The following is a 14,263-nucleotide window of genomic DNA, read 5'->3' as shown; positions in this document are numbered from 1 at the left end:
CCGGTCATGCAAGGGTTACAGTGAACTGTGGTTGCCGAACCGACTCGTTGGCTGGCCGACGCCGAATCCAAGCCGGCGCCCGGGCCGCTGCTTCGGGTTCAGGCGCTGGTCAACACAGTGGAGCTGCCTTCGGGGCCAGACCGCCTCGCCGATCTCGACGATGCCCGGCCGTGGTTGATCGACAACGAGCTGATGGCATCCGACGCTGCCCTCGATGGCGCGGATCTGCAGCTGCTGCGCGATGTCCGTGAGGCGCTGCGCGCCCTGCTTGTGCGCAACGGCGGTGGGCCCTCGCCGACCGACGCCGAGCTTGCGCCACTTCGTGCGGTGGCCGCCGGCGGCGCCGCGCGCGCTGAGTTCGATGCCGACGGGCTCGTCCGACTCACGGCCGTCGGCGATTCCGTGGCCGAGCGCCTGGTCGGTGTGGTGTTGATCATTCGCGACGCACAACTCGACGGCAGCTGGGCACGCCTGAAGGTCTGCGCGAACGACGAATGCCGGTGGGCGTTCTACGACAGATCCCGCAACCACGGCGGCACCTGGTGCGAGATGTCCGCGTGCGGCAACAAGCTCAAGAACCGCGAATTCAGGGCACGGCGCAGAAAGGTGAATGGCTGACCGGCGAGGCGTCAGTCAGGTCGACAGATGCCACACCAGGGCGGCGGCGAGCGCGCCCAAACCGTTGAGCGACCAGTGCAAAGCGATCGGCGCGATCAGGCTTCCACTGCGCCGACGCAGCCAGGTGAACACGAAACCGGCGAAGGCCGTCGCCGCCACCGCGAGAATCACGCCGGCGACCGTACCCAGCACGCCGCCCCCGAACAGGCGGGTGAAGCCAACGTTGCTGCTGGTCAAGCCGAATGAGGTCGCGATGTGCCACAGTCCGAAGAGCAGTGAGCCGGCCGCGGCGACGCCGCGCCAGCCCCAGGCGCGGTCCAGTGCGCCGTGCAATACGCCGCGAAATGCCAGCTCCTCGGGGATGACCGTCTGAAGCGGAATGATGATCATCGACGCGATCAGCGCGCCCGAGATCGTCGCGTAGTTGTTGTTCATGAACATCGGCCGCGTCCACGGCAGCAGTGCGCCGATCGCGATCACCGAGAGCACCAGCGCGACCGCGGCCAGGGCATAGCCCGCGCCTGTTTTCCAGTGTTCCCGGCCCAGGCCCAGCTCGGTCCAGCCCAGGCCGCGGGACCGCACAAGCAGCAGCAGTCCGACGGCGGCCGCGGGCACCGTCGCGATGCTGGCCCACGGGGTGGTGAAGTGCGCTATCAGGTTGGTGAGCGCGAGCACCACGACCACCACGGCGATATCCGCGTAGATCCGGAAATGATGAATTGCGGACAATTGTTCGATCAGCGGGTGCGGCTGCTCGGCTACGTCCGGCGGGCAGGAGCGCAGCGACCGGGGAATCGACAGCGCTTGATCGGACACAATTGTCGATTCTACCGGTGTTCGCTGAGTGCCTGCTGAGACAGCAAGACCCCTGACTATGGAAGACATCCGCGTGCGGGTGTTCGTAGCCGGTGGGTGAACAAGTCTCGCTCGTCGGGCACACCGTGATTTGCAGGCGTTTGATGGGTATTGGAAACCGACCGCGACGCCACAGGAGGACCATGCGATGACCACGCTGGCGCACAATTGGCATTCCGCTGAGCTGCACTCGCTGAGCGACGAGACGCTCGCCCAAATCGACGGTTGGTGGCGTGCTGCCAACTACCTGTCCGTGGGCCAGATCTATCTGCTGGCCAACCCGCTGCTGGAAACTCCACTGTCCCGCGACGACGTCAAACCCCGTCTGCTCGGCCACTGGGGGACCACGCCGGGTCTCAACTTCTTGTACGCACATCTCAACAGGGTCATCAAGGAGCGCGAGCAGTCGACCCTGTACGTCACCGGGCCCGGTCACGGCGGCCCCGGACTGGTCGCCAACGCCTACCTCGACGGCACCTACTCGGAGGTGTACTCCGATATCACCCAGGACACCGAGGGCATTCGGCGGTTGTTCCGCCAGTTCTCCTTCCCCGGCGGCATCCCGTCGCACGTCGCACCTGAAACGCCGGGCTCGATCCACGAGGGTGGCGAACTCGGGTATGCGCTCTCGCACGCCTACGGCGCGGCGTTCGACAACCCGGACCTGCTGGTCGCGGCTGTCGTCGGGGACGGCGAGGCCGAGACCGGGGCCCTGGCGACGAGTTGGCATTCGAACAAGTTCGTCAACCCCGCCAAAGACGGTGTGGTGCTGCCGATCCTGCATCTCAACGGGTACAAGATCGCGAATCCGACGGTTCTGGCGCGCATATCTCAGGACGAACTTCGTAGCCTGATGATCGGTTACGGGCACCATCCGTACTTCTTCGAGGCGACCGAGGACGACGACATCGCCGATGTTCACCGGCGGTTCGCATCGCTGCTCGACGAGGTGCTCAACGAGATCTCGGAGATCAAGGCCAAGGCGTTTGAGCGTGACGAGCGGCGGCCGGCGTGGCCGATGATCGTCTTCCGCACACCCAAGGGGTGGACGGGACCCGACTACATCGACGGAAAGAAGACCACGGGATCCTGGCGCGCACACCAGGTTCCGTTGGCCAGCGCCCGCGACACTCCCGAGCACCTGCAGGTGCTGGCCGACTGGTTGGGCTCGTACCGGCCCGACGAGCTGTTCGACGATGACGGCAAACTCCGTTCCGCCATCGCCGAACTCGCACCTGAAGGCACGCTGCGAATGAGTGACAATCCACACGCCAACGGTGGAATGTTGTTGAAGGATCTGCGGCTTCCTGACTTCCGGAGGTTCGGCGTGGATGTGCCGGCCCCGGGTGCGACCATCGCCGAGGCGACCAAGGTGCTCGGTGAGTGGCTGACGGAAGTGATTCGGCTGAACCCCGACAACTTCCGGATATTCGGCCCCGACGAGACCGCGTCGAATCGTCTCCAGGCCGTATTCGATACAACCGCCAAACAGTGGAACGCCGACTTCGTCGGTCCGGAGGTGGATGAGCATCTCGCCCGAGCCGGGCGCGTCGTCGAGATGTTGTCCGAACACCAGTGCCAGGGTTGGCTCGAGGGATACCTGCTGACCGGCCGACACGGTCTGTTCAACTGCTACGAAGCCTTCATCCACATCGTCGACTCGATGGTCAATCAGCACGCGAAGTGGCTCAAGGTCACCAACCACATACCATGGCGCCGGCCCATCGCAAGCCTGAATTACCTTCTATCGAGCCATGTTTGGCGCCAGGACCACAACGGCTTCAGTCATCAGGACCCCGGCTTCATCGACCACGTGGTCAACAAGAAAGCCGAGATCGTCAGGGTCTACCTGCCGCCGGACGCGAACACCCTGCTGTCCACCTACGACCACTGCCTGCGTTCCCGGCAGTATGTGAACGTGGTGGTGGCGGGCAAGCAGCCCCACCCGAACTTCCTCACCATGGACGAGGCGATCGCGCATTGCACCAGAGGACTGGGCATCTGGGAATGGGCGGGCAGCGAGGAACTCGGCACGGACCCCGACGTCGTGATCTCGACCGCCGGTGACGTGCCGACGCTGGAGGGTCTCGCGGCGGTCGACATCCTCAGACAACACCTGCCGGACCTGAAGGTGCGCTTCGTCAACGTCGTCGACCTGATGCGCCTGCAGGACGACACCGAGCACCCGCATGGTCTGTCCAACCGCGCATTCGACGGGATCTTCACTCGGGACAAGCCGGTGATCTTCGCCTATCACGGTTATCCGTGGCTGATCCACCGGCTCATCTATCGCCGTGACGGCGCCAACAACGTGCATGTGCGCGGCTACAAGGAAGAGGGGACGACCACCACCCCCTTCGACATGGTCATGCTCAACGACCTCGATCGGTTCCACCTGGTGATGGACGTGATCGACCGCGTGCCGGCCCTGCGGTCGCGGTGTGCGACGCTGCGGCAGCGCATGGTCGACATGCGGATCACCGCCCGCGAATACACCCGCGAGCACGGCGATGATCTGCCCGAGGTGCGTGACTGGGTGTGGCCCGACGCGCGCGGGCTGGCGGGGCAGTCGAACCTCGATGCGACCTCGTCGACCGGAGGCGACAACGAGTAGTCGCGAATGCACGCATTACCCTGTCGGTCGTGCTGGGATTCGCGGTGCCGCAATTCGGGGAGGCGGCCTACGCTGAGCTGGCCCGCTTCGCCTCGACGGCCGAGGAGCTCGGCGCCGACAGCCTCTGGGTAGGGGACCGGCTGCTGGCCGCGGTGCAACCGACCGTCGGATACGCGGGCAAGGACACCATCCCCGGGCAGTTCCGCACCGGTATCGACCCGTTCATCGCGTTGGCGGTGGCCGCGACCGCGACGACCCGAGCCCGCCTTGGGGCCAGTGTGTTCGTGGCCCCGTGGTACCCGCCGGTGCAGCTGGCCCGGCAACTCACCAGTCTGGACGTGGTCAGCGGCGGGCGCCTGATACCCGGTTTCGGCATCGGCTGGTCGCCCGAGGAGTACCAGGCTGCTGGTGCACCGTTTCGCCGTCGCGGTGCACAACTCGACGAGCTGCTGGACGCGCTGGAGCAACTGTGGACAACCAGTCCTGTTGCCCACCAAGGGGAACGCTGGTCCATCCCGGCATCGTGGGTGAATCTCAAACCGGTACAACAACCGCGACCCCCGATCTACCTGGGTGCGTTCAGTTCGGCCGGACTCAAGCGCGTGGGTGAGCGTGCCGACGGCTGGATGGCGGTGGTTCAAGTGCCGGGCGGGGTGAACCTCGACATGCTGGCCTGGCAGCGGAAAAAGATCGACGACGCGGCCCGCGCGGCCGGACGTGATCCGTCGGCGATCGACGCCTGTGTCCGGATCAACGTCGCCGAGGACACGTCCGTGGAGTCGGTGGCTGAGGCCGTGAAGGTGCTGGCCGACAACGGATATCCCGATGTGTTCGTCGACCTGATATATGTCGCCACCACCACCGACTCCCATCTCGACTGGGTCGAACGGCTGCTGGCCTCATGAGCGGTGGATTGCTCGCGTCGGTGCGTGTGTTGGATTTGGGCGGCGCGTCTTCCGATGGGGTCGGCCGGCTGTTTGCGGACCTGGGTGCTGACGTCTTGAAGATCGAACTTCGCGACGGAACCGCGGCCCGTCGCGCGCTGCCCGCCATCGCGGGCGAAAGCATCGCGTTCGCGATGAACAACGCGAACAAGCGCAGCGCGGTGCTCGACCCGGACAGCGCCGACGGTCGGCGGCGACTCGCCGCGTTGGCCGGTGCCGCCGACATCGTCGTGGACAGCGGAAACACGGGAACAGCGGCGGCGTTCGGAACATCGGCCGCCGCGCTGGCCGAACAGTTCGGACACCTGGTGACGTTGTCGGTCACCGACTTCGGCGCCACCGGTCCATACAGTTCGCGGCAGGCGACCGACGCTGTGCTGTATGCGATGTCGACCGCTCTGTCACGGACAGGGCCGACTACGGGCAGGCCGGTGCTGCCGCCCGAGGGCGTGGCGTCGGGGACGGCCGCGGTGCAGGCCGCCTGGGCGGCGCTGGCCGCCTTCTACCGCCGATTGCGCGACGGCAGAGGCGATTACATCGACTTCTCGCGGTACGAGGGGGTGCTTCAGTCGCTCGATCCGCCGTTCGGATCGGAGGGCCAGGCTGCCGTCGGCCTCAAGTCCGCCGGTGAGCTGTGGCGGGGCCGACCGCGCAATCAGCACATCTACCCGATCTTCGCGTGCAAGGACGGCCACGTTCGCATCTGCCTGCTGTCGGCTCGCCAATGGCGCGGAATGCGTGGCTGGCTCGGCGAACCCGAGGAGTTCGCCGATCCCAAGTTCGACACCATTGCGGCCCGCTACGCCGCGTCGCGCGAACTCAACGCCGCGATCGCCGAACTGTTCGCGTCGCAGACGATGGACACGCTGGTTGCCGGTGGACAAGCGCGGGGAGTGCCGGTGGCCGCGGTCCTCACCGCGGCTGAAACCCTGACATCGGAGCACTTTCGCGCCGTCGGGGCGTTGACCGATGTCGCGATCTCCGATGACGTGAGGGTGGCCGTTCCCGTCGGCGCCGTCATCGTCGACGGCCGCCGCGCCGGGCTGGAGCGCCCGGCGCCGAAGCTGGGAACCGACGATCCCGCCTGGGCGGCAGACGCGTTCACCGTTGAGCGCCGCGACGTCGATGTGCAGCGCCCGTTCGACGGCCTGCGCATTCTCGACCTCGGGGTGATCGTCGCGGGCGGCGAGCTGGGCCGGCTTTTCGCCGACCTGGGCGCCGAGGTGATCAAGGTCGAAAGCGCCGCCTATCCCGACGGCCTTCGGCAGACGGCGCCGGGCATGACGATGAGCCGGTCGTGGGCGTTGACGCACCGCAACGAACAGAGTCTCGGCCTCGACCTGCGGCATCCCGAAGGGGCCGAGCTCTTTCGCCGTCTGGTCGCGGAATCGGACGCCGTGTTCGCCAATTTCAAGCCCGGAACACTTGAGTCGCTCGGCTTTTCGTATGAACAGCTGCGAGCCATCAACCCACGCATCGTGCTGGCGGAAAGCAGCGCATACGGGGTGACCGGTCCGTGGAGCGACCGGATGGGCTACGGCCCGCTGGTGCGTGCGGCGACAGGTGTCACCTGGCTGTGGACCTCCCAAGACGCCGAACCCGACAGCTTCTATGACGCGACCACCGTCTTCCCCGACCATGTCGCCGCCAGGCTCACCGCGGTCGCGGCGCTGGCCGCCCTGATTCGCCGCGAGCACTCCGGAATCGGTGCGCACGTGCACATTCCGCAGGCCGAGGCGGCCGTCAACCAGCTCGCCACCGCATACGTCGCCGAGGCGGCACGTACCGCAGGGGTGTCGGTGACCGAGGCCGAGGCAATCCATGGCGTCTATCCGTGCGAGGGCGACGATGAATGGTGTGTCATCTCTGTTCGGTCGCAGGCCGACCGTGCGGCGCTATCGACGGTCATCGGCCGTGACCTTCCCGAGGAGCGGGCCGCATTCATCACTGCGGTGTCGGAGTGGACGCATGCCCGCGATAAGGCGGATGTCGCCGAGACCCTGCAAGCCGCAGGTATTCCCGCGGCACCGATGAACCGGGCGGTGGACATACCCACCGACCCGCAGGTGGCGTTCCGGCGGCTCTACGTCGAGATGGCGCATCCGTTGTTCGATGCGCCGATGCTCAGCGAGACCGGACCCGCGCCCTACACCGGCATTCCCGCCGCAGAACTTCGGCCCGCCCCGATGCCGGGGGAGCAGACCCGCCAGATCTGCCAGGAGGTGCTCGGACTGAGCGCCGAGGACACCGATCGGCTCATCGCCGACGGCGTGCTTTTCACTCGACAAGGGAGCCCATGATGGATCCGCGGACGCCGGTGCTGATCGGCTATGGTCAGGTCAACCAGCACGATGAAAACCCCGACGTCGAACCGGTCGACCTGATGGAGGCGGCCGCCCGCGCCGCCGCCGACCCGCGCGTGCTGGCGGCCGTCGACGCCGTGCGCGTGGTCAACCTGCTGTCCTGGCGCTACCGTGATCCGGGACGGCTACTCGCACAGCGCATTCGGGCCGAGGGTGCCGCGACGCGGTACACCGGCATCGGCGGTAACGTGCCGCAGACACTGGTCAACAAGGCGTGCCTGGACATTCAGGCCGGCCGGTCGGAGGTCGTGCTGATCGCGGGGGCCGAGACGTGGCGCACCCGTTCCCGAGTCCGCAAGGCCGGGCGCAAGCTCAACTGGACGAGCCAGGACGACTCCGTACCGATCGCCGAAGGTTCCGACGAAGGCATCGAACTCGCCGGCCCCTCGGATCTCCGGATCAAGCTGGACCGGCCCGCCTATGTCTATCCGATGTTCGAGCAGGCGCTGCGAATCGCGGCGGGCGAATCCTCCGACGAGCACCGGCGCCGCATCGGCGAACTCTGGTCGCAGTTCAGCGCGGTGGCCGCGACGAATCCGTATGCGTGGAGCCGGGAGGCGCTGTCCGGTGACGACATCGCCGAACCCAGTCCGAGCAACCGGATGGTCAGCTGGCCGTACACCAAGCTGATGAACTCGAACAACATGGTGGACCAAGGTGCGGCGCTGCTGCTGACGTCGGTAGAGAAGGCCAACCATCTGCAGATCCCGCGCGACCGTTGGGTTTTCCCGTACGCGGGTACCGACGCGCACGACACCTACGCGATCAGCAATCGCGCCGAGTTCCACACCTCACCGGCCATCCGCATCGCGGGCAACCGCGCGCTGGAGCTGGCCGGTGCCGGTATCGACGACGTGGCGCTGATCGACCTCTACTCGTGCTTTCCCTCCGCCGTGCAGGTGGCGGCGAACGAACTCGGCCTGCCGAGCGGTGACCCCTCCCGGCCCCTGACCGTGACGGGCGGGCTCACCTTCGCGGGCGGGCCGTGGAACAACTACGTGACACATTCGATCGCCACCATGGCCGAACGCCTGGTCGCCAACCCCGGCCAGCGCGGCCTGATCACGGCCAACGGCGGCTACCTCACCAAGCACAGCTTCGGCGTGTACGGGACGGAGCCGCCGGCCCACGAATTCCGTTGGGAAGACGTACAAGACGCCGTTGACCGCGAACCCATCCGCGAGGCCGTGGTCGAGTGGTCGGGGGTGGGCACCGTCGAATCGTGGACGACGCCGTTCGACAGAGAGGGATCACCGGAGAAGGCCTTCCTCGCCGTGCGCACACCCGAGGATGCGCGTGCGCTCGCCGTGATCCCCGAGGATGTCGACGTGACGGTCCGAGAGGACATCGCCGGGGCCAAGGTTCAGGTCAACCAGGACGGCACCGCGACTCTGCTGTGAGCTAGTCGAGGTCGGCCAGCAGCGCTTCGATTCTCGTGACTATGGAGCCCCCACCGGCACGTCGGTGTACTGCGGCACGAATCCGTCAGCGGAGAACGTGAAGCCCTTGTCGCTGAACTCGCTCAGACATGAGACACCCGCCGCTTCCTGTACGTTGCAGCGGAATCCGGCTGCGGCCAGGATTCTGTTGAACGGCAGGACTTTCGCGGGTCCGGGATCGAGCGCGAATTCCGATTCCTCCAGCGCAACGAACTGTGCGTCGCCGTCGCGTGGAAGGACAAGTGCGTTCGGTGTCGTGGTGTCGCCGTCGGTGCCGGGCACCGAGTCCGGTGCGCCGGTGATGCCCATGGCTGATGGCCAGTTCGCGGTGGACTGACATCCCACCTTGTCCCGCGGAATGATTGCGCACGCCCAGTTTCCGCTGGGGGAGGTGAAGTAATAGCTCGTTCCGGCGGGCGGGTGGGCGACGTAATCGAATGCATTCGCCAGGTGCGCGTTGCTCGGCGGTGGGGTCGATGGTGATGGCGTGCCGGCAGGAGCGGCCGTGGGTGATTCGTCGGTGTCGGTGACGGTGCCTCCCGAGCAACCCGCGGCCAGCGTCGCCACGGCTGCCAGCGCCACCGAAAGGGTGCGGACGTTCACCTATGCGCCGACAAGCTTTTCCGGGTCGACCGGTTCCCGCGACCGGACCAGCGATTTGATGTCATCGAGCCCTTCCCAGATGTTGACGTTCATGCCCGCGAGCACCCGGTTCGCGTCATCGAGCCAGTACGCTGTGAATTCGCGGCCTGCCACGTCGCCGCGGAACAGCACCCGGTCGTAGTCGGGCGCATGCCCCACGTATTCCATACCCAGGTCGTACTGGTCGGTGAAGAAATAGGGCAGTTCGGCGTACTCCTGCGGCTTTCCGAGCATGCCCGCGGCCGCGACGGCGGGCTGTTTGAGCGCGTTCGCCCAATGCTCGGTGCGGATGCGAGTACCGAACACCGGATGCTCGGCGGCGGCGATATCGCCGACGGCGAAGATATCCGGATTGCTCGTGCGCAACGCCGCATCAACGAGAACGCCGCCGTTCCCGGTGGCCAGGCCCGCCTGCTCGGCCAGCCCGATGTTGGCTGTCGCGCCGACCGCGACCAGAACGGCATCGGCGGCGACGGTCGAACCGTCGCCCAGCTTGAGCCCCGTTGCCTTGCCCCCGGCGGTGGTGATTTCGTCGACAGTGGTGCCGAGTCGCAGATCCACGCTGTGGTCGCGGTGCATCGCGGCGAATACTTCACCGGCCTCGCGGCCGAGAGCGCCCATCAACGGCACCTTTGCGGTTTCGACGACCGTGACGGCTGCGCCCCGATCGCGGGCACCTGCGGCGACTTCGAGGCCGATCCATCCCGCACCGACGATCGCCAGCGAAGCACCCTCTGCCAGAACGGAGTTCAGCGCCTGGGCATCGTCGATAGTACGTAGGTAGTGCACGCCCTCGGCGTCGGCGCCTGGAATCGGGGGCCGCCGGGGAGTGGACCCGGTGGCCAACACAAGCTTGTCGTAGCGCACGGTGGTGCCGTCGGGCAGGGACACGGTGTGGCCATCGGGATCGAGCGCGGACACCTCGGTGCCGAGTTGCAGCTCGACGTGGTGGTCGCGGTACCACGCCGACGACGCGGCGGTGAACTCGCCGAACTGCTTCTTGCCGAGGAGAAACTCCTTCGACAGCGGGGGACGTTCGTACGGCAGGTGCTCCTCTGCGGCGAAAAGCACGATGTGCCCGTCAAAATCCTTGTCACGCAATGCTTCTGCGGCCTTCGCTCCGGCGAGGCCGCCGCCCACGATGGCGAATGTCGACGACGTTGTCATGCCACCTGAGCTTACTCGGGACATGGCGTGGTGGATCAGGCCAACAGGTCTTTGAGCTTTCGCGCATTGCGGATGGCGTGTCCACCCAGGTCGTTGTTGAAGTACACCACCACCCGTCGTCCCTCCTCGTGCCAGCCGGCGATCCGGTCGGCCCATTCGCGCAGCTCGTCGTCGGTGTAGGAGCCCGCATAGATCGAGTCCTGCGGCGGTCCGTGCAGGCGGATGTAGACGAGAGAGCTCGTCGCCCGCGGGACACATGCCAGGCCGGGACCGCTCATCACCACGTACGCGGCGCCGTGTTGTTCGAGCAGCGCATAGACGGCCTCGTCGTTCCAGGACGGGTGCCGCAATTCCATGGCCACCGGAATCCACTCGGGCATCACGGTGAGGAAGTGGGATAGCCGGTCGTCGTCGCGTTCCTGCTCCGAATGCAGCTGGACGAGCAGCGCTTCTCGCCGGTCACCGAGCGCGGTCCAGCCGCGCTCGAACCGCTCCACCCACGGTTCGGGCGAACGCAGCCTTCGGTAGTGGGTGAGCCCCCGCTGAGCCTTGACCGACATCGTGAAACCGTCGGGCAGCCTGTCGCGCCAGCCCTCGAAGGTGGAGTCCTTCGGCCATCGGTAGAAGCTGGCGTTCAGCTCAACGGTGTCGAACTCCTCGACATACGTCGCCAGCCGCTTGGCCACCGGCAGTTTCGGCGGATACAGGACGCCCGCCCAGTGGTCATAGGACCATCCGGACGTGCCGACGCGAACAGCGTCACTTGCGCGGGAGGCTCTTGGCGTAGTCGACACCCCGAGTCACCCAGCCCTGCAACTGGCGTTTGGTTTTGACACCCTCCACGGATACCCGCAACCAGCCTCGGGTCTCTCGTCCGGCCATGACCATCGGTTCGACGTGTTCGCGCGCCAGCAGCTTCTCGGTGTCGTCGCGCGGCACCCGCACCATGAGACCGCCCTGGCCGCTGACGCACACCGACATGTTGCCGCCGATGAGGAATGCCAGCCCGCCGAACATCCGCTTCTCCTCGACACCGCGCTCGCCTGCGACAAGCTCTCGAACGCGGTGAGCCAGGTCCTCGTCGTAGGCCATGAAGACGACCGTAACGCCATGGCGCGATTCCGGCGGAATTCGCGCCATGGCGTTACATGCGGCGCTAGGCCGCCGCCGCCACCGCCGTATCCTCGGCAGGCACCAGTGCCTGCGCGATGATGTCGGCGACGTCGACCATCGGCTTGACCTCCAGCGACTCGAGCACGTCGGCCGGGATCCCTCCATGTTCTGGGTCCAGGTCGGCCTCGTTGCGCTGGGGGATGAAAACCGTTGACAGTCCAGCTCGTTGCGCAGCCAGCAGCTTCTGCTTGACGCCGCCGACCGGCAGCACACGGCCGTTGAGCGTCACCTCACCGGTCATGCCGACATCGGAGCGGACCTGCCGCCCGGTGGCCATCGACACCAGCGCCGTCACCATCGTCACGCCGGCCGATGGACCGTCCTTGGGCACCGCGCCCGCGGGCACGTGCACATGGATCCTGCGGTCCAGAGACTTCGGGTCGACACCCAGCTGCTCGGCGTGTGCACGCACATAGGACAGCGCGATCTGCGCGGACTCCTTCATCACGTCACCGAGCTGACCGGTCAGCTGCAGTCCAGCCTCGCCGTCGGTCGCCCCGGCTTCGATGTAGAGCACATCGCCGCCCAGTCCCGTGACCGCCAGCCCGGTGGCCACACCGGGCACCGCCGTGCGTTCCGCGGATTCCGGCAGGAAGCGCGGGCGACCCAGGTAGTCAACGAGATCCGGCTCGTCGATCGTCAGCGGTGCATCGTCGGCTTCGGCCAACTTCGTTGTCGCCTTGCGCAACGCCTTGGCCAACAGTCGCTCGAACTGCCGCACGCCCGGCTCGCGGGTGTAGTCGGCCGCGATCTTGCGCAACGCGTCCTCGGTCACCGTCACCTCGGCTTCGGTCAGCGCCGCACGCTCGCGCTGCCGGGGCAGCAGGAAGTCCCGTGCGATGGCGACCTTGTCGTCCTCGGTGTAGCCGTCGATCTGGATCAGCTCCATCCGGTCCAGCAGGGCCGACGGGATGTTCTCGATCACGTTGGCCGTCGCCAGGAACACGACGTCCGACAAGTCCAGATCCAGCTCCAGGTAGTGGTCGCGGAACGTGTGGTTCTGCGCCGGGTCCAGCACCTCGAGCAGGGCGGCAGACGGATCGCCGCGATAGTCGGAGCCGACCTTGTCGATCTCGTCGAGCAGCACGACGGGGTTCATCGATCCCGCCTCGCCGATCGCGCGCACGATCCGGCCGGGCAGTGCACCGACGTAGGTGCGACGGTGGCCACGGATCTCGGCCTCGTCGCGCACGCCACCGAGGGCGACGCGAACGAACTTGCGGCCCAACGCCCGCGCCACGCTCTCACCGAGCGATGTCTTACCGACACCGGGGGGCCCGGCCAGCACCATGACGGCGCCGGAACCGCGACCACCGACGACGGCCATCCCTCGCTGTGCGCGCCGGGCGCGAACCGCCAGGTACTCGATGATGCGGTCCTTGACGTCCTCCAAACCGTGGTGGTCGGCGTCGAGTATTTCTCGTGCCGACTTCAGGTCGGTGGAGTCCTCGGTGGTGACGTTCCACGGCAGGTCCAGCACGGTGTCCAGCCACGTCCGGATCCAGCCGCCCTCGGGGCTCTGCTCGCTGGAGCGCTCCAGCTTTCCGACCTCGCGCAGTGCGGCTTCGCGGACCTTCTCCGGCAAATCGGCGGCCTCGATTCTGGACCGGTAGTCATCGGAAGACCCTGTGCCGTCGTCCGAATCCCCCAGTTCCTTGCGGATGGCGTTGAGCTGCTGGCGCAGCAGGAATTCCTTTTGTGTTTTCTCCATGCCCTCGCGGACGTCATCGGCGATCTTGTCGGTGACCTCGACCTCGGCCAGATGATCGCCGGTCCACTCGATGAGCGCCTTCAGCCGCTCAGCGACATCGGGGGTCTCCAGCAGCTGACGCTTCTGCACCTGAGTCAGGTACGACGCGTAGCCGGCCGTGTCGGCCAACGCCGACGGATCGGTGAGCTGGTTCACGAAGTCGATGATCTGCCAGGCCTCGCGGCGCTGCAGCATCGCCAGCAGCAGCTTCTTGTACTCGGCGGCCAGCGCGCGGACATCGTCGGTCGGTTCGACCTCTTCGACCTCGGTCACCTCGACCCACAACGCGGCGCCGGGGCCGTTGGCGCCCGCGCCGATGTGAGCCCGCTTGGTGCCGCGCACCACCGCCGCGGTACCACTGCCACCCGCTATGCGGCCGACCTGCACGATCGATGCCAGCACGCCGTGCGTGGCGTACCGGTCCTCCAGGCGAGGGGCGATGAGTAGCTCACCGGACTCGCTTGCCTGTGCTGCGTCGACGGCGGCACGGGCCGCGTCGTCCAGCTCGATCGGCACGACCATTCCCGGCAGCACGATCGATTCGGTCAGGAACAGCACCGGCACTGATTTGGCTTCAGCCATGGTTCCTCCAAAGTTCAGTCAGATCGACTCAACCTTGGGGCCGCCTGGTTTGTTCCCGCACGCAGATCCCGCACAAATGCCAGGGAGCCTGCCGTTCGGGGGTTACGGCAGGCTCC

Annotated in this window: 11 protein-coding genes; 5 read left to right on the top strand and 6 right to left on the bottom strand. The window is 66.7% G+C overall.

Annotated features, from left to right (window positions below):
- Positions 1-27: 27 nt before the first annotated feature.
- A complete protein-coding gene (locus tag G6N42_RS08405) occupies positions 28-618 on the top strand; it encodes a CGNR zinc finger domain-containing protein (RefSeq protein ID WP_163728456.1) in 591 nt (196 codons plus the stop codon).
- Between the two features lie 15 nt (positions 619-633).
- Here G6N42_RS08405 and G6N42_RS08400 read toward each other — a convergent pair whose 3' ends face one another.
- Positions 634-1,401 carry a CPBP family intramembrane glutamic endopeptidase gene (locus G6N42_RS08400; RefSeq protein WP_163737180.1) on the bottom strand — a complete coding sequence of 256 codons (768 nt, stop codon included), beginning with the start codon at positions 1,399-1,401 and terminating at the stop codon, positions 634-636.
- A gap of 220 nt (positions 1,402-1,621) precedes the next feature.
- On the opposite strand from G6N42_RS08400, the gene G6N42_RS08395 reads away from it, so the two are divergent.
- Genes G6N42_RS08395 through G6N42_RS08380 form a run of 4 tightly spaced genes read left to right on the top strand, consistent with a single transcriptional unit; the run spans position 1,622 to position 8,794 of the window.
- Entirely contained in the window at positions 1,622-4,087 is a 2,466-nt protein-coding gene (locus G6N42_RS08395) for a phosphoketolase family protein (RefSeq protein WP_163728453.1), read from the top strand.
- Between the two features lie 29 nt (positions 4,088-4,116).
- Complete coding sequence (locus G6N42_RS08390) at positions 4,117-4,992, top strand: TIGR03619 family F420-dependent LLM class oxidoreductase (protein ID WP_163728449.1); 876 nt, start codon at positions 4,117-4,119, stop codon at positions 4,990-4,992.
- Positions 4,989-7,331 (top strand): CaiB/BaiF CoA-transferase family protein, encoded by a 2,343-nt coding sequence (locus G6N42_RS08385; protein WP_163728446.1) that lies wholly within the window; start codon positions 4,989-4,991, stop codon positions 7,329-7,331. The genes G6N42_RS08390 and G6N42_RS08385 overlap by 4 nt, the downstream gene beginning before the upstream one ends.
- On the top strand, positions 7,331-8,794 hold the full coding sequence (locus tag G6N42_RS08380) for an acetyl-CoA acetyltransferase (protein ID WP_163728442.1): 1,464 nt from the start codon (positions 7,331-7,333) through the stop codon (positions 8,792-8,794). The genes G6N42_RS08385 and G6N42_RS08380 overlap by 1 nt, the downstream gene beginning before the upstream one ends.
- A gap of 39 nt (positions 8,795-8,833) precedes the next feature.
- On the opposite strand, the gene G6N42_RS08375 is transcribed toward G6N42_RS08380, so the two are convergent.
- The 5 genes from G6N42_RS08375 to lon all read right to left on the bottom strand — a co-directional run bounded on the left by G6N42_RS08375 (position 8,834) and on the right by lon (position 14,147).
- On the bottom strand, positions 8,834-9,436 hold the full coding sequence (locus tag G6N42_RS08375) for a hypothetical protein (RefSeq protein ID WP_163728439.1): 603 nt from the start codon (positions 9,434-9,436) through the stop codon (positions 8,834-8,836).
- Positions 9,437-10,642 carry an NAD(P)/FAD-dependent oxidoreductase gene (locus G6N42_RS08370; RefSeq protein ID WP_163728436.1) on the bottom strand — a complete coding sequence of 402 codons (1,206 nt, stop codon included), beginning with the start codon at positions 10,640-10,642 and terminating at the stop codon, positions 9,437-9,439.
- Between the two features lie 35 nt (positions 10,643-10,677).
- Entirely contained in the window at positions 10,678-11,436 is a 759-nt protein-coding gene (locus tag G6N42_RS08365; protein WP_163728433.1) for a DUF72 domain-containing protein, read from the bottom strand.
- Positions 11,402-11,734, bottom strand: a complete 333-nt coding sequence (locus tag G6N42_RS08360; RefSeq protein WP_163728430.1) for a TfoX/Sxy family protein — start codon at positions 11,732-11,734, stop codon at positions 11,402-11,404. The genes G6N42_RS08365 and G6N42_RS08360 overlap by 35 nt, the downstream gene beginning before the upstream one ends.
- A gap of 64 nt (positions 11,735-11,798) precedes the next feature.
- Complete coding sequence (gene lon, locus G6N42_RS08355; RefSeq protein WP_163728427.1) at positions 11,799-14,147, bottom strand: endopeptidase La; 2,349 nt, start codon at positions 14,145-14,147, stop codon at positions 11,799-11,801.
- Positions 14,148-14,263 lie beyond the last annotated feature (116 nt).

Origin of the sequence: Mycobacterium gallinarum, from assembly GCF_010726765.1 — a bacterium.
Lineage (GTDB): Bacteria > Actinomycetota > Actinomycetes > Mycobacteriales > Mycobacteriaceae > Mycobacterium > Mycobacterium gallinarum.
The sequence above is the reverse complement of the archived record's forward strand: the minus strand, read 5'-3'. Positions and strand labels throughout refer to the sequence as shown.

Excerpts from the sequence above, each read along its gene's own strand:
- G6N42_RS08395 (WP_163728453.1), top strand. The coding sequence starts at position 1,622 with ATGACCACGCTGGCGCACAATTGGCATTCCGCTGAGCTGCACTCGCTG.
- G6N42_RS08385 (WP_163728446.1), top strand. The coding sequence starts at position 4,989 with ATGAGCGGTGGATTGCTCGCGTCGGTGCGTGTGTTGGATTTGGGCGGC.
- G6N42_RS08380 (WP_163728442.1), top strand. The coding sequence starts at position 7,331 with ATGGATCCGCGGACGCCGGTGCTGATCGGCTATGGTCAGGTCAACCAG.
- G6N42_RS08370 (WP_163728436.1), bottom strand. The coding sequence starts at position 10,642 with ATGACAACGTCGTCGACATTCGCCATCGTGGGCGGCGGCCTCGCCGGA.
- G6N42_RS08360 (WP_163728430.1), bottom strand. The coding sequence starts at position 11,734 with ATGGCCTACGACGAGGACCTGGCTCACCGCGTTCGAGAGCTTGTCGCA.
- lon (WP_163728427.1), bottom strand. The coding sequence starts at position 14,147 with ATGGCTGAAGCCAAATCAGTGCCGGTGCTGTTCCTGACCGAATCGATC.